This window comes from Cysteiniphilum litorale (genome assembly GCF_003428165.1).
Lineage (GTDB): Bacteria > Pseudomonadota > Gammaproteobacteria > Francisellales > Francisellaceae > Caedibacter > Caedibacter litoralis.
The window spans coordinates 16230-34598 of record NZ_QLIQ01000002.1 but is presented as its reverse complement, the minus strand read 5'-3'; the positions used below and the strand labels follow the sequence as shown (position 1 = coordinate 34598).

The window sequence follows — 18369 nt, the reverse complement described above, 5'->3', positions numbered from 1 at the left end:
ATTCCTTATTGAGTTCTAATGCTTTTTCTAAATGAATTACGTGCAAATAAACGTTTTGCGTATTTGATGAGCGGCATTGCTTTTTCAGGCAAGCGGATATCTAACTTAGGTAAGTTATATAGGATCACGGCAAGTGAGCAATCCGCAATGGTGAAGTCATCACCAAGTAAGTACGATTGTCTGCTAAGTGTCGGAATCAATGAAAAAAGTGCCTTAAGTAGCGCAATCTTGTTCGCTTGTCTAATGTCTTCATTATCAGCGTTTAATGCATTGACAAGATAAGGCATCCATTCACTGTCAATTTTCTTGCATAACATACGCGCTTGAGCACGCTCAAGTGGGAAAACAGACAATAAAGGAGGATAGGGAAAACGCTCTTCAAGATACTCAAATATGATATTCGGCTCATATACAATTAGATCTTTTGTCATTAATGTTGGCACGCCGCCATAAGGGTTAAGCTCATAAAGCTCTTCTAATTTATCTTCAGCAACAACATCAATAATATCTGCACTAATGTCTTTTTCCGCAAGAATCATTTTAATGCGATGACAAAAAGGGTCATTACCGTTGGTGTATAAAGTCATTGATGATCGTTTGTTTTGAGCAGACATTTATCCCAATTTTCCTTATTCAATATTAGCTTCAACATTATATACTACTGATCAGCCATTTTGCATCATAGAAGTCGTAGTAATAACAAAAAAGCCCCGCTGAAACTTCAGTTGGGCTTTTAATAAAATAAAATGTATAAAAAGTAGAAAGTAAACGTGTTGATTAACGCTTAGAGAATTGACGTTTTCTACGTGCTTTTCTAAAGCCAACTTTCTTACGCTCAACTTTACGTGGGTCACGTGTGATAAATCCAGCATGACGTAGTTCAGGTTTTAAGCTCTCATCAAAGTCAACTAAAGCGCGAGCAATACCTAAACGGATTGCGCCAGATTGACCTGTTTCACCACCGCCATGAACGTTGATTTTGAAGTCAAAGCTTTCTAGGTTGTTCGTTAAATCAAGTGGCTGACGTACAACCATGCTTGCAGTCTTGCGACCGAAGTAATCATCTAGTGGCAAACCGTTAACAATAATGCTGCCAGTGCCTTTTTTCATAAATACACGAGCAACTGAGCTCTTGCGACGACCAGTACCGTAATTGTATGCTTGAGTCATTTTCCTATCCTATTCTTATATTTCTAAAACAAGTGGTTGTTGCGCTGTATGCGGATGAGATTCACCTGCATAAACTTTTAACTTTTTGTACATCGCACGACCTAAAGGATTTTTAGGAAGCATGCCTTTAACAGCAGATTCGATCGCACGCTCTGGGTGTTGCGCGATTAGTTTCTCGAAAGAAACAGATTTAAGACCACCGATATAACCCGTGTGGTGGTAGTAAATTTTATCTTTTTGCTTGTTACCAGTTACGGCAACTTTTTCAGCATTGATTACAACAATATAGTCACCTGTGTCTACGTGAGGTGTGTATTCAGCTTTATGCTTACCACGAAGACGTCTTGCAATTTCAGTTGCAAGGCGACCTAAAGTTTTACCATTTGCATCGATCAAAAGCCATTCTCTTTTGACTTCATCACTCTTAGCGCTAAACGTTTTCATCTTTGTTACCTTAATATTTATTATTAACTACTCAGTTTTGCTAATTTCTGTGTGGGTTGTTACCAATCCCTAAAAATTTAAGCGTGGCGATTCTATCATAGTGATGGATTAAAAAGAAGTGCTAAGTTTGTGTTTTAGCTGTTTTTGGTGTCTTGGTGATTGAGAAATAGGCGTTTAAATGTTTTAAGTTAAATTTTTCCTAAAAAAACAAAAACACCTCTTTCTATTTGCAAAAATGCCGTTATAATTAGCCCTCGTTCGGAGAGATGGCTGAGCGGTCGAAAGCGGCGGTCTTGAAAACCGTTGACTGTAACAGGTCCGGGGGTTCGAATCCCTCTCTCTCCGCCACAAATTTCTTTTATTTTTCCAAGTTTTAAATATCCCTTGTTAGAGAAACGTAATTTTGATTTGATTAACTGAAAATATTTTCGCGCTGGATAATTGCTTAAACAATCATAGATATTCAAGTTAAGCCTAAATACGATGTCTTGCTGCCATTATCGAACCTGACAAGAATTAAAAATCACCTGTTAGATTCTGATAAAAGGCACTTTATTGGTGGCTTTGTTCTAGAAGCAGGGATGTTTGTTATCGTGTATAGAATTAATATGAAAGCGCAGGCTATCTGAGCCGCATCTGAAAATATACACTGCAAAACTGGAAGTTTTTGACGTTATCGAATTTTAGAATATTGGATATGCCCGAGCTGGGCAAAGAGAAATTATTTGATTTTAGCTTCTTTATAAAGAACGTGTTGACGAACAACTGGATCAAACTTTTTGATTTCCATTTTGTTTGGCATGGTGCGCTTGTTTTTAGTCGTTGTATAAAAATGACCAGTGCCAGCGCTTGAAACTAATTTGATTTTATCACGCATATTAAATTACTCCTGAAGTATCTGGTGAATTAGAATTTTACGTTACGTGCACGTAAATCAGCTAACACAGAATCGATACCTTTTTTATCGATAATGCGCATACCTTTTGAGCTCACGCGTAAGCGAACATAGCGGTTCTCGCTCTCAACCCAAAAACGGTGTGAGTGCAAGTTAGGTAAAAAACGACGCTTAGTTTTGTTCTGCGCGTGCGATACGTTGTTGCCAGTCATTGGGCGCTTGCCTGTAACCATACAAACTCTAGACATGTTATCCTCCAGTCAATTGCTGTAAATTAAATAGTTATAATTATTAAATTCTCAAGGGGCAACTTTATAGCAAAAAAATGACGCAAAGGCAATCAGAATTTATAACATACTTTCAATAAGCTGCCAGATCATGACAATTCGACGCGCATTCTATCATTGTCATTAGCGCCTTACAATTGCCAAGTGCAGGATATTTTAATTTGTGGTCAAATTTAAGCTAAATTTATCTTGCGATGCGAGGACTTTGAAATTATTTCGATAGTCATCCAAACTGCTTTTATCAAATGTATGATATAAAACGCCGGATATATATGCAGCAATATCTTGTTTAATCTCACCATCAAAGTGGATGCATAGACTATCGCCACTGTAATCAAAACCTAAACCGTCACGACCAATGCGATTGCAGCCGATAACATAAGCTTGGTTTTCAATCGCTCGAGCTTGTAATAACGTGCGCCAATGTTCTCGACGCTTAGCAGGCCAGCTGGCGATATTGATTAACAGATCATAATCATTGTTATTGCAGTTGAAAACAGGGAATCTTAAGTCAAAACAAATGCTTAAGAGAATATCAAAGCCTTTGTAGTGAACGATTTCACGTGATTGACCGGCAGATAATAGCTTGTATTCATCAGATAGCACGAATAAGTGGCATTTATCATAGTGAGAAACTAAACCCACGGGTGTGACAAAAAACAAACGATTAACTGCTTTTTGCATATCATTTAACACCACAACGCTGCCGATGATCGCGGCATTCTTGTATTGTGCTTGGTGCTTTAGCCAACTGATGATCTCATCCTCTGGAGTGATGGCTTTATCCATATTTGGGGTGAAGCCGACATTAAACATCTCTGGCAGCACAATCAGATCACAAGGCTCAAGCCCAGCAATGGTCTTTTCAAAGTGAGTATAGTTTTGATGTTTGTCTTCCCAAGCGATATCAGATTGAATGACGGCGACTTTTAGACTTGACATAGGCGTTTGACTCCTTCTAATAAGACATCGTCATATTTGGCAAAGCATAAGCGTACTAGTCCCTGCTTTGGCATTTCATATAATGATGAAATTGGTACCAGTCCAACACCATGTTCATGAATCAAACGTTGACAGAAACTAAAGTCATCCTCATCAGAAATCGCTGTGTAATCAAGTATTTGAAAAGGTGATCCTGCCCATGGCAGTACTTTAAAGCGGCTGTGGGTTAAGCCATCAATTAACTTTTGATGCTGGGTTTGATAAAGTTTAGGTAAGTCTTGCCAATATTCAGGATGTGCATTAATGCCATCGGCTAGTGCTAATTGCATTGGATGTGGCGCGCTGAAGCTTGTGAATTGTTTCATCGCATTTATCATTTGAATAATTGCAAGTGGCGCAATACAAACACCTAGACGCCAACCAGTGAGGTTATAGGTCTTACCAAGGGATTGGACAACGATAAGTTGATCTTTAAGCTCTGGGATTTGCAAAGCGCTGGTATAAGAATCTCCTGCGTAAATATGCTCATATACCTCGTCACTAAGTAACAAAATATCCCGACCTTTGATCAATTTTGCGATTTCTGCATATTGCGCTTTGGTAATCACACTGCCCATAGGATTGTGGGGCGAGTTAAGAATGATCAGCTTTGTCTTAGTATTAATCGTTTGTGCTAACGTCTCCAGATCAATATTGCCATCGGCTAATAAGGGAATGCGTCGACTAACGCCTTGATTGAAGTTAATAATCGAAGGGTAAGCATCAAAAGCAGGGTCAAAGTAGATTGCCTCATCACCCTTACTAATACATGCGCTAATTAGTGCAAAAATTGCTTCAACGGCACCAGAGCTAATAGATACATTGTCCTCGGGGTTAATATCTACGCCGTAACACATCTTTACTTTATGTGCGATCGCTTTTTTTAAACTGGGTGCGCCAGGAATCGGTGCATATTGATTAAAGCCATTTTGCACATAATAATTTAAATGCTCAATCAACCAATCAGGTGTTTTGAAATCAGGCGCGCCTTGTGTGAAGTTGATGGCATTATGATTTTTTGCCATTACGGACATTTTGCCAAAAATAGATGGCTCGGTGCTTATGTAGGGTTTAAATGACATAACTTAGATGTTCTCTTAGGTGTGGTTAGCTGTGTGAATGCGCTTTTGTTTCATGAATACAAATGGATAATGAAACATCATGATGTTCAACGTTCACAATAGGTTGTAAAGTTATGGTAAAACAGTATATACGCTTACGGCAAAGCATTTTGCAGAATTTCTTCTTTACTGAAAGCTCCCTATTTTTTTATTAAGCCCTTATATAATCAAGTTTTAAAGGTCGCCATCCTGGCAAACTGGATTGCCGACTTCCCTGTCGACAATGACGTCATTGCTGCAGGATGCAGGCAATCCATAACCATGGATGGTAATCTTAGCAAATTCATACTGTTTTAATTTTTTGGGGAGTTTTCAGTTCTTTAGCAATTAAGTGTTTTGAATGTTTTTTGGTACGGAAAAAGTTGAGTTGTTTGAGTATGGCGGAGAGAGGGGGATTCGAACCCCCGATGGAGTTTTTGTCCCCATACTCCCTTAGCAGGGGAGCGCCTTCAGCCTCTCGGCCATCTCTCCGCGGTACTGCGACAATTTATCGACTTGACCTTGCTATGTCAAGTGGTTAATGCCGATATTTTGAAATCGAATTGAATCAGATTAAAAAACAGCAAAATAAACCGGAATTATACCCATCGTAAATCATTTTGCGGTGGGTATGAAATCAAGAAGAATAAAAATGGTGATTTAAGTATGTATGCAAATATTATTAGGTATTTTTTGGATTCTCGGATCAAGTCCGAGAATGACCGCAAATCGTCATATTCGGGCTTAACCCGAATATCCATTATTACCAAAAAACTATTGTTTAGGTACTTATTTAATGATCATCCTAGGAGATTTCATCAACACTTCATCGTTTAACTCAATCCCAAGCCCTGGTGTTTCTGATACTTCAAAGAAACCATTAGCAGGTTGTGGATCTTGTAGGCAAAGCTCACGATTAAAGTCTTTTAAGGCATAGGTGTGATGTTCATGGATAATGAAATTGGGGATTGCAGTTTCCAAGTGTAAACTAGCAGCGGTTGCTACAGGACCACCACACACATGCGCTTGGATTTTGACATCATACATATCAGCATAATCGCAGATTTTTTTTGCTTCAGTTAGGCCGCCACATAAACCGATATCAGGTTGCAACACGTCAACAGTTTGCTTCTCAAGATATTCACGTACGCCATGGCGTAGATACAAACGCTCACCTGCAGCAATAGGGACATTGAGTTTTTGTTTAAGTGGCTCATGCAGTTTGCTATTTAAATAATTAACAGGCTCTTCAAAGTATAAGCAGTTGAACTCCTCTGCAATTTCGCCAAGCTGCAAGGCAGAGGCAAGACCAGGCAAGCTATGGCATTCAAAAATAATATCGCCATTTTCACCCAATACATCACGAATGGCCTGCATGCGTGCACGAATGAGATTTAAGTGATCACGGCGAAATGGCAAGGTGCAGTCATAGATCGTGTCCCCCTTGTGATCAAACATCATCGGATCCACTTTAACTGCATCATAACCTTCAGCCACCGCTTTTTCAGTTGCTTTGGCATAGTCTTCGGGTTTGAATAAAGTCTTGCGTTCATAACAATCCCAATCAAACTGTAATTGACTGGCATAAGTGCGCAGTTTTTTATTGGTTTTACCACCCAGAAGTTGATAAACCGGTAAACCAAGGGCTTTACCTTTGATATCCCAAAGTGCAGTATCAATGGCACTCATTGCCGAATAGACTACAGGTCCGCCACCTAAACCCCAGAAGCTCTCGCGTAGCATACGATTCCAAAGATGTTCAGTAGCAAATGGATCAATGCCTAATAGCATCTCCTCTGAAAATTCTTTAATCATATGTGCCGCAGCGGAATGTCCAAGATCATAAGCAAGACCTGCTTCACCGACTCCCGTTAACCCCTCGTCGGTATGAATGCGTACAAACACGGGTGACCATGCTGGACGCTTGGGGCAGTGAATATCAAAAACTTCAATTTGAGTGATTTTCATAAGTTACTATCCTTGTTTAAAGTTGGTATAAAGTTCAATATCCGCTTCATGCGCTAAGTGTTTAACATAGCGCTTAATATTTTCAGGGATATTGATAAGATGACTGATAATGCCTAGGTTACGCAATATCGGGAAAATCATAATATCATCCCAAGATAATTGGTTGCTGCTAGCATAGGTGTGTGTCATAAGCTGATCAAGTTCATTCAAAATTGCTTGTGTGCTTTCAATGGCAGCATCGGGGAAGCGTAAATTTGCCTTAAAGCAACCAATGTACTTTTCTTTCTTACGCTCAAAATAGTCTTTGGCACTCTGCGTTGGAAAATCTTGTTGATTAAGTGGATGGTTCAGAAAACTTGGATAGACGAGTGATTTACTGGCATTACTTAGCATCGTTGTTAGTTCAATGAGTTTGGTGCTTGTCGTGATTTCGTCACTTAATATTGGCTTGTTGTCAAAATTATTGAGATATTGACAGATATCCAAGCTTTCAACCAAAAAGCTATCATCATCTTTTTGTAAAAAAGGCACTTGTTTTTTGCCAATAAGATCAATGTGCGATTTTTCATCATCATTGGCAAGATAAATAAGTTCAAGTGGGATTTGTTTTAGTCCAGAAATAATGCGTGGACGGATACAAAAAGGGCAGTGTTCATAAATATAAAGTTTCATATCAATAGTATATTTAAGTCATGGGGTAAGCTATTGTCCACAAAAGCACTGTAAATCACAATTATGATCAGCAGGTAAGTTTACTTTTTGTATGTTTTTGTATCTGGATCTGATTGATTATTTGCGGTGAAATGTCTGCCGTGTGCGGTAAACTCAGATAAGGAAAACAATGACAGGTCTGACCAAAGAGATATGCTCCAAATTTTTAATCATGGGCAGCTTTGCTTTAAGTGGTTGTGGCGGCGGTGGTGGATCTGAGGCGGGTGATAGTGGCTTTAATGATTATCAGATTCAAGCATCACATTTGAGTTTATATTCAACCTCCCAAGGGAATGCTGTTGATGTGTCATTGGCAGGGGTAAAAGCCTTAGCGATAGGAGGGGAGCCTGTGAGAGTAAAAGCAATTATGGGGGGTGGAAATTGTCAAGATATTAAACTAAAAACAGATGAAGCTGATCTTATCGTTGGTGGTGGTAAAAATACTTTTACTGTCAATCTTGGCAGCTTGCAGTATTGCACACAAGAGCTAGTGATAAAAACAGCAGATGGTGAACACCAGATAACTGAAAAACTGAATTTCATGAATGGAATGATATTTGCTAAAAATCAGGTGTTTATCAAGACTGATGATGATCAGAGCATTAGTCCAGGCACTGCAAAGCTGACAAAAGGTAATCGTTATAAAATCGTCTACGCTTTGCCTGCGGAATATGAGGAAAAGAACTTAAGCTATCCTATTTTACTAGATGCGGAGTTTAGCAATGAAAAAGCGGTTGATGTCGGAAATAGACGTTGTCGCTTAGCAATGGGCTCTCGTTATTGTGAAACCTATTTCACAATAAAACAAGATGCTCAAATAACAGAGCTTGGTGTTACCTATTGGGTTTCAGCATCAGAAAATGCAGATAGTCGAGTATCACTTGTAGATTATATTTTTGGTGTCATCTAACTTTCAAAATACTGCTGAGCTTGCTCTATTAACCAATCATGCACAATTTTTTTATTGGCAGTATGCCTGTGTGGTTGGCTATCAACTAAGTAATAACATTGTGATAATGGTAAAGGATCTTGCCAAATGCTAAGACGTTTGTTTTGGATTAATGCATAAACAAGCGGCAAGTGGGTAACACAGCTGCCCAGTCCATTTTCAACGGCTTGAAGCGCATGAATCGTTGTAGCAACAGATATTTTTTTGCTAGGGATTGTTAAATGCGCTGACTCACAAAAGCTCTGCCAATCTTTTTCACGCAAGGGGTGATTCACGACAATCGCAGGGCTGTTTTTTATCTCATTGGCTTTAATGATTTGCGGATTGTAGACAAGCACCAGTTGATTCTGCCATAACTTAACTGCTTTACTGGTTGGATCCGCTAATCCCAATTGAATGCTTAGATCAGCACTATCGACATCATGTGTTTTTAATTCAGTTGATGTCATCATATTGAGATTGATATCTGGATGTTTTAGATAAAGATCACTTAATCGCGGGATAAGCCACTGTACCGCAAGTGTTGAAAATATACGTAATTGTACCGTATCTTGATTAAGTGGTTTAATCTGACTGGTTGCTTGTTCAATGTGAATTAATGCAGCTTCAATTTCTTTGTAATAACGCATGCCATCGTGTGTTAACTCAACGTGTTTAGTATCACGGTTAAAAAGCGTTGTTCCAAGATACTGTTCCAATTGTTTAATCTGTTGGCTAATTGCGCCGGCAGTAAGATTAAGCTCGGCAGCAGCCTGAGCAAAGTGCTTGTGCTTGGCAACAGCAATAAAATAAGGCAAGGACTTTAATGGTGGCAATTGCATAAGAAATCATAACTTCATTGAGGTGTGATTATGGTACGTCGAAAGCCTATAGCTGTAAAGCTAAGTGATTAAAGTGATTAACGAGATGCTAATTGGGTAATGCTGGCTAGTTCAGGGGCTTGTTGATTCCTCTGATTTTTTTGCTGCGTTAAAATGCTTTGCAGTTTCGAGCTTTTGGCAATCACGGCATTGGTTGCAGACATTTGATTCAAAGTATAGAAATGTAGTCCATGCACGCCAAGGTCAATTAAGTCATCACACAATTTAGCAACAACATCACTGGCAAAGTCTTGTAGTGCCACAGGATCATGTTGATAGGCAGCAAGACGTTTATCAAGCCACTGTGGGATATCAGCATGACAAATTTGTGAAAAACGCTTTAATCCTTGGTAATTGGCAATGGGCATCACTCCTGCTGTAATCGGAATAGTGATTTGATGATCATGACACATTTGTAAGAAATGATAGAAGGCATCAATACTATAGAAATATTGCGTAATGGCGTGATTAGCCCCTGCGTTAATCTTTTGTTTTAGATTATCGATATCCTCTTGTAAAGTCTTAGAACCAGGATAAAACTCAGGATAGGCTGCAATCGTAATATCAAATTGCTCACCACTGATTTGGCGAATGTAATCAATTAATTGATAAGCATAATTAAAGCTTACTTTGGTTTGCTTTTGAATATCTTGTGGCAAATCGCCGCGAACAACAACAAGGCGATCAATGCCAAGCTTAATATACTCTTGCAAAAGACTAAAAATCGCCTGCTTATCAAGGTGAAAGCAGGTGATGTGTGGCACAACATCAATATGTTGTTGACGTAAATAGCGAATAAGCGTTAACGAATTAGCGTAAGACTCGGAGCCACCAGCGCCAAAAGTGACGGATACGTATTTAGGTGCATGAGGCTTTATCTCATCAATCGCTTGGTAAAGCTTACCATTGTCAAGATGAGCTTTAGATGGGAATAGTTCAAAACTGATATGACTGTTATTTGGCATGGTGTTCACTCGTCAAAGATGTTGTTATTTCATGGTTTAAGACTTTCTCAAGATCGGCAATTAAATCATCAGGATCTTCGATGCCAATCGATAGGCGGATAAGACTCTCTGGGATATTGCGTTTATTACTATCAATTGCGGCATGTGACATCTGGCAAGGCAGACTAATGAGACTCATTAAACTGCCAAAGCTTACTGAAATAGTAAAAAGCTGTGTCTGATTAACAATGTGTTTGGATAGTGCAAATGATTCAGTGGTAAAGCTTAATACTGAGCCAGCACCTGAGGTTTGAGCCTGCATAATATTATAGTTTGGATGTGTTGGCAGTCCTGCATAGTAAACTTTAGTTACTTTGGGATGACTCTCTAGAAATTGTGCAATTTTAAGTGCGCTTTGCTGTTGACGCTCAATGCGTAAACCTAATGTTTTAACACCTCTTAATAAAAGCCATGCTTGCATGGGGTCAAGTGCATTACCATTAGCGTTTTGTAAGAATTTAAGCTCTTGAGCTAAATGTTCATGATTAGTGACAACAACACCTGCAGAAACATCACCGTGCCCCGCTAGATGCTTAGTCGCTGAGTGAATCACAATATCAGCACCAAGCTCCAGCGGCTTCTGTAACCAAGGTGATAGCAGAGTATTGTCTACGACAAGGATAATATCCTGCGCTAGCTTTGATCTTAAGGCGTTGATATCGGTTATTTGCTGTAGTGGGTTGGTCGGTGTTTCTAGCAATACCAACTTAGCGTTCGCCGTTAACGCTTGTTTTAGTGCTTGGGCATCATTGAAGTCAACTTGCGAGCATTGAATATTAAAACGCGTTAACACCTTGTGAATAATTCGGTGTGTGCCACCATAAATATCCGTGCCAATAATGATATGATCGCCTGCGTTTAATAGTTGCAGCACACAACTAATGGCTGCCATGCCACTACTAAATGCTAAACCATATTGTGCATTTTCAAGCTTAGCAATATAAGCTTCAACGTACGCGCGTGTCGGATTGCCGCTTCTTGAGTAATCATAGTTGTTACGAGGATGCTCAGCATCATCTTGGGCGAACGTAGCTGTTTGATAGATCGGTAAACTATTGGCGTGATGCGGGTCGTTATTGTCAATTTCTGGATGAATAAGGCGCGTCCACTGATCCATATTATGCAACCTCGTAAATATTAACTTGACGTGACAATTGAGTGGCTTGTCTTGTTTCTAATGTGCCAACGGTTGTGTAATTATTGCCATTGAGTTTACCAATTTGAAATGTCAGACAATGTGCTTTGGCCCAAGTGATCGCTTGCGGTTGAATAACTTGCGTTGCTTTTTCTTTTGCGCAGTCATAGGTGAGTGTCTCGTAGCGAATAGCATCTTTAAATTTATTGGGGTCTAAGTGATAAACGCCATCAACATCTTTGAGTAAAATACAACGCTTGGCTTGCAATTGATGCGCAATAAAAAGGGCTGTTAAATCCGAACCACCTCGCCCTAAAAGGCAAGGTTCATTGTCTTTATTCTCGGCAATGAAACCTGGTACGACGATGGCTTGCTGTGTGCTCAATAGCCCATGAAATAATGATTGATTGATATGAAGTGGTGTGGCGTTAGCATAGTCGCCTTCAGCAACGATTGGGTTGGTGATGAAATCGCTTTGTACATTTTGCTGTAGTAGTGTTTGTGTCAGATATGCCACGGATTGTAGCTCACCCGTGGCTAGCAATAAAGCGCGAGCCTTGGCACTTGTCTGATTGTTGCTTAGATTAAATGCATTTTGATTACCTTCTAAAGCATCGGTAGTGTTACCAATAGCCGAGACAACCGCAATGACTTTGTAACCTTTATCCACAAAGCGCTTTACTTCAAAAGCGGCGTCTTGAAAGTGATCAAGAGATTCCAAAATGGAGCTGCCAAACTTAAGCACAACGACTTCGGCTTGAAAACTACTACAGCGATATTGTGTCATGATTAAGATACCTTTTGTTTGTTTTGCTTATTTTGCTTACTTTGTTGTTCAGTGGCAGCAGCTAATGCTTGATCTAGGTCCTGAATGATATCAAATGGATCTTCTAAGCCAACAGATAATCGAATTAAACCATCATGAATGCCAAGGCGTTTACGCTCGTCTGTGGCAATTGGACCATGCGTCATCGTCGCTGGATGAGTGATTAAGGTTTCAATCGCACCGAGATTCTCAGCTAATGCGCAGAGCTTAACTGAATTAATAAAGTTTATCCCATTTTGAATATCGCCTTTAAGCTCAAAGGCGAGCATTCCACCGTGTGCACCTAGGTGTTGCTTCTCAGCTAGAGCATGCTGTGGAAAGCTATTTAAGCCAGGATAGTAAACGCTTTTAACTGCCTCGTGTGTTGCTAAAAAACGCGCGACTGCTAAGGCATTGTCAGAGTGTTGCTTCAAACGAAGTGGCAATGTCTTAATGCCTTGTAAAATAAGCCATGCTTCAAAGGGCTTTTGAATTGATCCTAAGCAGTTGCGGGTATAGCGAAAGCGCTCATTAATCGCTTCATCTTTCGCAATTAACGCACCACCAACGGTAGCGTTGTGCCCGTCAATGTATTTGGTGGTCGAGTAGATACTAATATCCGCCCCTAGATCAAGCGGCTTTTGCAGTGCCGCCGTTAAGAAGGTATTATCTACCGCCAATAGAATATTATGCGCCTTAGCAATTTCAGCGATCGCCTTGATGTCAGTTAATTTAAGCGTTGGATTAGCTGGTGTTTCAATTAAGATTAATTGTGTGTTGTTAGTAATCGCATGTTTGACATTTTGTGGGTTGCTGCTATCAACATAGCTTACCTCAACACCAAACTTTTGAAGCACTTCATTAAATAAGCGCACGGTGCCACCATAGACAACATCAGAACAGACGACATGATCACCCGCTTTGAGTAAAGTGCAAGCAAGTGCGCTAATGGCAGCCATACCTGTGGCGAAACATGCGCTACTTGGTGCTTTTTCAAGCTTGGCAAGTTTCTCTTCTAATACGCTCACCGTAGGATTGGATGAACGGCTATAAGTGTGCCCTTTGTGATTGCCAACACTTTGTTGTTGGTATGTAGTTGTTTGGAAGATAGGTGTTAATAATGCGCCATTATTTGGATCTGCTTGGATGCCTGAATGGATACATTGCGTGGTGAAGTGTTGCTCATTTGTAAATTGATTTGCCATTTTGAACCTCTTTAAGCTATTTTTCGCGCTTGGGGTCGCTGGCAAGGAGCCAGTGCCTTTGGAATCCTAGGCACTGGAATTGGCATTTAAATCGCTTGTTCGCGCTTAAGCAAACGACTTAAACCCAACCTCGACAACAGCGCCTAGGTTGGGCATCATCATTCGTTTGTAACAAGCGTATTCAAGCATAATGTCTTCACGAAAAAATTAGTAACTTGAACTTAAGCTACCAGAATTTTTTAAAGGCTGTCAATTATGATTTGCATTTTTTTTGTGATTTTTTATTCATGCCTCTAAAAAATATATAAAAGATGACATAGATCATTGTTTTCGGATCTATTGATGTTTTTTGCTATAAGCGTGCATGACGCCTAGTTTTATGATTGTTAGACTCAAGCTGGAATTTATAATATTAATCATAAATGTAGGAGTTAATAATGTTAGAACATCACCCGCTAGTTAAAGAGTTTCCAGAGCATGCTGAAACAATCCATAATTTAAAAGAAACGGATAATCACTTTCACAAACTATTTAATGAATATGAAACGCTTGATAAGGAAATATTTAGGATTGAAGCCAATCAAGAAGCAGTAACAGATCACGATTTGACAAACCTTAAAAAACAGCGTCGCCGTGTCAAAGATATGCTTTATAACCAAGTGCTACAAACAAAAGAAGTGGTTTAGTCTCTTATTGTTGCATCTCATGTAATCTGCTTTTAGTGCGTTCAAACTCAAATTTCAGTTTTTCACCTTGATAAATATCATTAAAGTCAGTCTCCGCTGCAATAATAACGTGTTTATCTTCATCATAAAACTCATCGATCATGGCGATAAGCCGTCTGCTTTCGCTTTCATATTTTATCGTTAATATGGGCATATCACTGATATAGATGGTATCAAAGCGCTTAGCAAGAGCGATATAGTCACTGACACCGCGACCATCACCGCAAATACTAAAGAAATCAAACCAAATAGCATTTTCATCAACGGCTTTGACTTTAACAAGACGATCTTCAAGGATGATTTCAGTGTCATACATCACATGAGTTGATGCGTTTTGTTTAAAACGCTTGGCAAGATCAAGTGTGGCTTCTGGTAAGGGGTAGAAGTAGTTTTGATTATGCGCTTGTGTTAGTTGTCTGTAATCAGTACCAGAATCAAGATTAAGAACGGTGACATGTTTGATAAGGCAGTCGATTGCTGGCAAGAAAAGCTCACGTTGTAAGCCACCTTGGTAAAGGCGCTCAGGTGGAATGTTTGAAGTGGCAATAAGGGTAATGCCAAGTTCAAATAATTGTGTGAAAAGACCGCCTAAAATCATCGCATCTGCAATGTCTTCGACAAAAAACTCATCAAAACAAATTACGCTATATTGATCAGCAATACTTTGAGCGACTTTTTGTAAAGGGCTTTTTTGACCTTGAAAATTGCGCAATGATTGGTGTACCTGCTGCATGAAGTGATTAAAGTGCAGGCGCGTTTTACTCTCAATAGTTAGCGCATCATAGAATAAATCCATGATAAAGGTTTTACCGCGACCAACGCCACCCCACATGTATAAGCCTTTGATTGGGGTAGGCTTCTTTTTAAACAAGCTCCATGGCTTAGATTTAATTGAGTTTCGCTTCTGAACTTGAATAATGATTTGCTGTAAATAGTCAATCGCTTGTAATTGCAATGAGTCTTCATTGTAGTGATATGCATTGAGATAATTTAGATAACTGTCGCGCAAAGTCATATGGTCACACTATGGCCTTGGTGGTAAAAAAGCGATTTGAAAGCGCATCGGTTGTTGATTGGGCTTGGCACGTTTCCAAGGGATTTCTTGATAAGGTACAATCACTAAATCAGGGTATTGTGCTAATACTTCTTTTGGAAATGTAGTAGTGCCTTCCATTTGCGGCACTAAAATAAACACCGCGCCTTTTTGGCGTAAGTCATGCATATCAAGTGCAGGGTTAAGCTTAGGGTCAAAAGCGATAAGCGCCATTGGGTGATCTTTTGAGTAGCGGGTGATATAGCTAATTGGTTTGTTAAAGCCTGCGATATATTCAAGCTTAGTATTATAACGTTGATGCCACTCATTGGTAACGATTTGCGCGATTTCGCGTGCGGGATAGTTGGCGCTGCTGGTTTTACTGCGTGATAATGAAACGCTATAACCCACTAAGAGTAAAACAGTAATAAAGCTAGCCATAGCGATAAGGCGTTTCAATTTGCTCGTGGTTAAAATAGGTTTTGCTAGCGCAATGAGGATAAGACCCCATAAGCTTAATAATGGAATTCCCCACATCGTATGGATATTCCAGCCACCAATGATTGAAATAAGCACGGTAATAAGTGTCGGACCAAAACCAACTAAAAACAAGAATTTGGCATTAAAGGCGCCAATATTTGTCTTGTTGTTAAGTGTTGGTTTATTTTTAGTTTTGCCGATGTATCCAAATAAAAATAAGGCGACAGCACCCATGAACGTTCCAATTTGCGCGAAAAAGAAATGCAGGGCATAGCCAAAATGCTTTTGCAATATACTTTCATGAATATGGCTATCGACTTTATCCATTGAGTAATGGATGGTGATAAACCCATAATTAACAAGCCAGACGATGTGAGGGATGCAAATAATCACTAAGATGATCAGGCTTAGATAAAGTTTCCAGTTGATTAAGTGGCGATGGAGTGATTTTTCAAAAACGATAAAAAGCAGCATAGCAACTAAGGGCACAGCAGTATAGTACTTCGCCATCATTGCAAGACCGGCGATGATGCCAAGTAGCAGCCAATGCTTTAAGCGATTTGTGGTGATACTGCGATAAAAATACAAAGCCATTAACGGCCAAAGCCCAAGCTCACAGGCATTGTCGTTAAAGTCAATAATCGCTAAGTTATAGTATTGAATCGCAATAAGAATAACGGCAGCAAAGAGTGCTAAATAATCATTTTTAAAGATCAATCTCCCTAGGCGCCACACTGACCAAAATGCAATAAGTGCCATCAGTTGCGAGAATAAATAAATACTCCAATCATGGTTGCCGCTAATAAAGAGTGCAACCTTAGTTAATAGCGCATTTAGCCAAGGGTCGCGTGGATAGCCCCATTGCAGCGTATGCGCCCACATAGCCCCTTCGGTGGCATCCATTGGTGTGACAAAGCGCATAATTGACGGTGCGAGCGTCCATAAAAATGCGTAAGTGAGGAAAAAGATCCAAAATAAATGGCTTGCTTTGATTGTTTGTTTCATTGCGTCTTGCATTTAGTGTCTATCATGGCAATGCGCATCATCATAGCAGAAATAACGTATCAGAAAATATTTTTATTCAATGTTAGACATCATCACTTTGTTCTTCGTTGTTATCTTTGACAAAGCATAATAAGACAAAAGACAGAATCATACTGAGTGTCAAAATGGAGAATGCCATATGGTAAGAAGAAACATCGAAATGTTTGACAGCATTGGCGGGTGCTAAGCCTTGTGCATAATGAACAATTTGCCCAGCACTGTTGATGTAATTACCTTGCCATGTAAGCTCAAGAAAATAACCAATAAGAGGATCAAAGATTGCACCAAAGATCGGTTCGCCCGTGTTGATTAAAGCAGCAACAGTAGCGGTTACAACGATAGGGTTAATGCGTCGACCAATGGCAAAGCTCAGCATATAAATGCCGAGTGAGAAACCAAAGATAAATAAGCAGATAGAGGCGGTTAGTGGTGTGGTTTTCATGGTCAGCACAATGGCAAGGCTAATGGTGGCAACAACATGAAAGCCTAGCATTAAACGCTTAGTGTTATAGTATTCTGATAGTTTGCCAATAATCGGTGAGCCAATCGCCATGCCAAGGAAAATCATCGAGATCATGCCGGCAGCATGCTCAGTTGACACGCCATACTGCTCACGAAAATAGTTGTTACCCCACAGACCGGCAAAGGCGTCAATTGCTGTGAAGCTTAAGCCTGAATAAAAGGTTAATAGCCAGTTATTGCGATTGAACAGTACTGTTTTGATCGATGCCCATTCAAGACTACTGTCCTTTGTGGAAATTTCTTTTTGCTTGGGGTTATGATCGCGGACGATGAGAAAATACAAAAGTGCGCCAATAAGCCCTACAAAAGCACAGATTGCCAATGCCTTTTGCCAAGAGCCCGTATGCGAGATTAAGTAGGACAAAGGTGCTTGTCCAATAATCGCACCAAGCATTGCCGCAGTTGCCAAGAAGCTTGAAACAAAGGCAAAGCGGCGCGGGGAGAACCACACTGAAACCGCTTTGATATAGCTAACAGTAGCAAAGGAAATACCAATACCAATCATAATGCGCCCAAGATAGCCAAGCCATAAATCACCGTGATTAGCGCCATAAATAAATACCAGAAGCCCTAATGCTGAGCTTACCAATGATAGCGAGCTAATAATGCGAAAACCAAATTTATCCAAAATCAACCCTGAGAATAATTGGGTGATAACAATGGTCCAAAAGGTAATAGCGACTAATGATCCTGCTTGGGCAGGAGAGATGCTAAAAGACGACATAATGTCATTGGCAATAAGACCAGGAAAGACCTGCATAATATATTTATAAAATAGTAAAAAGGCGCTTAGCACCACAACGAAAATAACATAACCTTTGATTTTATGAATTGTCATATATGTGAGGGGAGTTGACTAGGGGTGAAAACATATTAACGATTTGACTGAAAATTAAAAGTAAAGTGTTTGGATTTGTCAGGTTTTTCATATGCATTGCTTAAAGTGAGAGGTATAGTATGTAACTAACTGATGAATATACCGCTCGTAAAATGGTTTGTGGGCGATATGAGTTGAACTGTTTTTCACCTCGCCCCTTGAGGGAGAGGTCGC

General features: G+C 39.8%; 19 protein-coding genes and 2 tRNA genes. 3 read left to right on the top strand and 18 right to left on the bottom strand.

All coding sequences use genetic code 11. The features are described from left to right. Nucleotides 1–5 precede the first annotated feature (5 nt). The 3 genes from DNJ75_RS01635 to rplM form a co-directional block, all read right to left on the bottom strand. The gene (locus DNJ75_RS01635) at nucleotides 6–614 is read right to left on the bottom strand and encodes a glutathione S-transferase N-terminal domain-containing protein (protein ID WP_117001433.1); all 609 of its coding nucleotides are present in this window, start codon (nucleotides 612–614) and stop codon (nucleotides 6–8) included. A gap of 163 nt (nucleotides 615–777) precedes the next feature. Continuing rightward, nucleotides 778–1170: a 30S ribosomal protein S9 gene (gene rpsI / locus DNJ75_RS01630; RefSeq protein WP_117001432.1), complete on the bottom strand. Its 393-nt coding sequence runs from the start codon at nucleotides 1168–1170 to the stop codon at nucleotides 778–780. A gap of 15 nt (nucleotides 1171–1185) precedes the next feature. Next, nucleotides 1186–1614, bottom strand: a complete 429-nt coding sequence (rplM, locus tag DNJ75_RS01625; protein WP_117001431.1) for a 50S ribosomal protein L13 — start codon at nucleotides 1612–1614, stop codon at nucleotides 1186–1188. Nucleotides 1615–1874: 260 nt separating this feature from the next. Here rplM and DNJ75_RS01620 point away from each other — a divergent pair. Next, nucleotides 1875–1962: transfer RNA gene (locus DNJ75_RS01620), tRNA-Ser, on the top strand. Nucleotides 1963–2335: 373 nt separating this feature from the next. On the opposite strand, the gene rpmG is transcribed toward DNJ75_RS01620, so the two are convergent. The 7 genes from rpmG to grxB form a co-directional block, all read right to left on the bottom strand. Beyond that, the gene (gene rpmG / locus DNJ75_RS01615; RefSeq protein ID WP_117001430.1) at nucleotides 2336–2491 is read right to left on the bottom strand and encodes a 50S ribosomal protein L33; all 156 of its coding nucleotides are present in this window, start codon (nucleotides 2489–2491) and stop codon (nucleotides 2336–2338) included. A gap of 29 nt (nucleotides 2492–2520) precedes the next feature. After that, nucleotides 2521–2757, bottom strand: a complete 237-nt coding sequence (rpmB, locus tag DNJ75_RS01610; protein ID WP_117001429.1) for a 50S ribosomal protein L28 — start codon at nucleotides 2755–2757, stop codon at nucleotides 2521–2523. A gap of 195 nt (nucleotides 2758–2952) precedes the next feature. Further along, on the bottom strand, nucleotides 2953–3738 hold the full coding sequence (locus DNJ75_RS01605; protein WP_117001428.1) for an amidohydrolase: 786 nt from the start codon (nucleotides 3736–3738) through the stop codon (nucleotides 2953–2955). After that, complete coding sequence (locus DNJ75_RS01600) at nucleotides 3726–4802, bottom strand: aminotransferase class I/II-fold pyridoxal phosphate-dependent enzyme (RefSeq protein WP_117001537.1); 1077 nt, start codon at nucleotides 4800–4802, stop codon at nucleotides 3726–3728. The genes DNJ75_RS01605 and DNJ75_RS01600 overlap by 13 nt, the downstream gene beginning before the upstream one ends. 474 nt (nucleotides 4803–5276) lie before the next feature. After that, nucleotides 5277–5369, bottom strand: a tRNA-Ser gene (locus DNJ75_RS01595). Between the two features lie 297 nt (nucleotides 5370–5666). Then, nucleotides 5667–6845 (bottom strand): mandelate racemase/muconate lactonizing enzyme family protein, encoded by a 1179-nt coding sequence (locus tag DNJ75_RS01590; RefSeq protein WP_117001427.1) that lies wholly within the window; start codon nucleotides 6843–6845, stop codon nucleotides 5667–5669. Nucleotides 6846–6851: 6 nt separating this feature from the next. Further along, nucleotides 6852–7517, bottom strand: coding sequence for a glutaredoxin 2 (gene grxB / locus DNJ75_RS01585; protein WP_117001426.1), 666 nt, complete (start codon nucleotides 7515–7517; stop codon nucleotides 6852–6854). Between the two features lie 169 nt (nucleotides 7518–7686). Between grxB and DNJ75_RS01580 the strand changes: the two genes are divergently transcribed. Continuing rightward, nucleotides 7687–8466: a hypothetical protein gene (locus tag DNJ75_RS01580; protein ID WP_117001425.1), complete on the top strand. Its 780-nt coding sequence runs from the start codon at nucleotides 7687–7689 to the stop codon at nucleotides 8464–8466. Here the strand turns inward: DNJ75_RS01580 and DNJ75_RS01575 are convergent. The 5 genes from DNJ75_RS01575 to DNJ75_RS01555 form a co-directional block, all read right to left on the bottom strand. After that, a complete protein-coding gene (locus DNJ75_RS01575; RefSeq protein ID WP_117001424.1) occupies nucleotides 8463–9326 on the bottom strand; it encodes a LysR family transcriptional regulator in 864 nt (287 codons plus the stop codon). The genes DNJ75_RS01580 and DNJ75_RS01575 overlap by 4 nt on opposite strands. Before the next feature lie 77 nt (nucleotides 9327–9403). Beyond that, the gene (locus tag DNJ75_RS01570; protein ID WP_117001423.1) at nucleotides 9404–10330 is read right to left on the bottom strand and encodes a methylenetetrahydrofolate reductase; all 927 of its coding nucleotides are present in this window, start codon (nucleotides 10328–10330) and stop codon (nucleotides 9404–9406) included. Further along, a complete protein-coding gene (locus DNJ75_RS01565; protein ID WP_117001422.1) occupies nucleotides 10320–11486 on the bottom strand; it encodes a trans-sulfuration enzyme family protein in 1167 nt (388 codons plus the stop codon). The genes DNJ75_RS01570 and DNJ75_RS01565 overlap by 11 nt, the downstream gene beginning before the upstream one ends. Nucleotide 11487: 1 nt before the next feature. Then, the gene (locus tag DNJ75_RS01560; RefSeq protein WP_117001421.1) at nucleotides 11488–12291 is read right to left on the bottom strand and encodes an amino acid kinase family protein; all 804 of its coding nucleotides are present in this window, start codon (nucleotides 12289–12291) and stop codon (nucleotides 11488–11490) included. Between the two features lie 2 nt (nucleotides 12292–12293). Then, a complete protein-coding gene (locus DNJ75_RS01555; protein ID WP_117001420.1) occupies nucleotides 12294–13514 on the bottom strand; it encodes a trans-sulfuration enzyme family protein in 1221 nt (406 codons plus the stop codon). 437 nt (nucleotides 13515–13951) lie between these two features. On the opposite strand from DNJ75_RS01555, the gene DNJ75_RS01550 reads away from it, so the two are divergent. Then, nucleotides 13952–14200 (top strand): YdcH family protein, encoded by a 249-nt coding sequence (locus DNJ75_RS01550; RefSeq protein ID WP_117001419.1) that lies wholly within the window; start codon nucleotides 13952–13954, stop codon nucleotides 14198–14200. Between the two features lie 4 nt (nucleotides 14201–14204). Here DNJ75_RS01550 and zapE read toward each other — a convergent pair whose 3' ends face one another. The 3 genes from zapE to DNJ75_RS01535 all read right to left on the bottom strand — a co-directional run bounded on the left by zapE (nucleotide 14205) and on the right by DNJ75_RS01535 (nucleotide 18156). Then, nucleotides 14205–15254: a cell division protein ZapE gene (gene zapE, locus DNJ75_RS01545; RefSeq protein ID WP_117001418.1), complete on the bottom strand. Its 1050-nt coding sequence runs from the start codon at nucleotides 15252–15254 to the stop codon at nucleotides 14205–14207. Nucleotides 15255–15263: 9 nt separating this feature from the next. Further along, complete coding sequence (locus tag DNJ75_RS01540) at nucleotides 15264–16757, bottom strand: glycosyltransferase family 39 protein (protein ID WP_157968162.1); 1494 nt, start codon at nucleotides 16755–16757, stop codon at nucleotides 15264–15266. 82 nt (nucleotides 16758–16839) lie between these two features. Continuing rightward, entirely contained in the window at nucleotides 16840–18156 is a 1317-nt protein-coding gene (locus DNJ75_RS01535; RefSeq protein WP_117001416.1) for an MFS transporter, read from the bottom strand. Nucleotides 18157–18369 lie beyond the last annotated feature (213 nt).

What these genes read in the sequence shown, in the direction of transcription:
- DNJ75_RS01555 (WP_117001420.1), bottom strand. Translation starts at nt 13,514, where the DNA reads ATGGCAAATCAATTTACAAATGAGCAACACTTCACCACGCAATGTATC.
- DNJ75_RS01635 (WP_117001433.1), bottom strand. Translation starts at nt 614, where the DNA reads ATGTCTGCTCAAAACAAACGATCATCAATGACTTTATACACCAACGGT.
- rplM (WP_117001431.1), bottom strand. Translation starts at nt 1,614, where the DNA reads ATGAAAACGTTTAGCGCTAAGAGTGATGAAGTCAAAAGAGAATGGCTT.
- DNJ75_RS01535 (WP_117001416.1), bottom strand. Translation starts at nt 18,156, where the DNA reads ATGACAATTCATAAAATCAAAGGTTATGTTATTTTCGTTGTGGTGCTA.
- DNJ75_RS01550 (WP_117001419.1), top strand. Translation starts at nt 13,952, where the DNA reads ATGTTAGAACATCACCCGCTAGTTAAAGAGTTTCCAGAGCATGCTGAA.
- DNJ75_RS01570 (WP_117001423.1), bottom strand. Translation starts at nt 10,330, where the DNA reads ATGCCAAATAACAGTCATATCAGTTTTGAACTATTCCCATCTAAAGCT.
- DNJ75_RS01580 (WP_117001425.1), top strand. Translation starts at nt 7,687, where the DNA reads ATGACAGGTCTGACCAAAGAGATATGCTCCAAATTTTTAATCATGGGC.
- DNJ75_RS01600 (WP_117001537.1), bottom strand. Translation starts at nt 4,802, where the DNA reads ATGGCAAAAAATCATAATGCCATCAACTTCACACAAGGCGCGCCTGAT.
- rpmB (WP_117001429.1), bottom strand. Translation starts at nt 2,757, where the DNA reads ATGTCTAGAGTTTGTATGGTTACAGGCAAGCGCCCAATGACTGGCAAC.
- DNJ75_RS01605 (WP_117001428.1), bottom strand. Translation starts at nt 3,738, where the DNA reads ATGTCAAGTCTAAAAGTCGCCGTCATTCAATCTGATATCGCTTGGGAA.
- DNJ75_RS01575 (WP_117001424.1), bottom strand. Translation starts at nt 9,326, where the DNA reads ATGCAATTGCCACCATTAAAGTCCTTGCCTTATTTTATTGCTGTTGCC.
- DNJ75_RS01560 (WP_117001421.1), bottom strand. Translation starts at nt 12,291, where the DNA reads ATGACACAATATCGCTGTAGTAGTTTTCAAGCCGAAGTCGTTGTGCTT.
- rpsI (WP_117001432.1), bottom strand. Translation starts at nt 1,170, where the DNA reads ATGACTCAAGCATACAATTACGGTACTGGTCGTCGCAAGAGCTCAGTT.
- rpmG (WP_117001430.1), bottom strand. Translation starts at nt 2,491, where the DNA reads ATGCGTGATAAAATCAAATTAGTTTCAAGCGCTGGCACTGGTCATTTT.
- DNJ75_RS01540 (WP_157968162.1), bottom strand. Translation starts at nt 16,757, where the DNA reads ATGAAACAAACAATCAAAGCAAGCCATTTATTTTGGATCTTTTTCCTC.
- DNJ75_RS01565 (WP_117001422.1), bottom strand. Translation starts at nt 11,486, where the DNA reads ATGGATCAGTGGACGCGCCTTATTCATCCAGAAATTGACAATAACGAC.
- DNJ75_RS01590 (WP_117001427.1), bottom strand. Translation starts at nt 6,845, where the DNA reads ATGAAAATCACTCAAATTGAAGTTTTTGATATTCACTGCCCCAAGCGT.
- grxB (WP_117001426.1), bottom strand. Translation starts at nt 7,517, where the DNA reads ATGAAACTTTATATTTATGAACACTGCCCTTTTTGTATCCGTCCACGC.
- zapE (WP_117001418.1), bottom strand. Translation starts at nt 15,254, where the DNA reads ATGACTTTGCGCGACAGTTATCTAAATTATCTCAATGCATATCACTAC.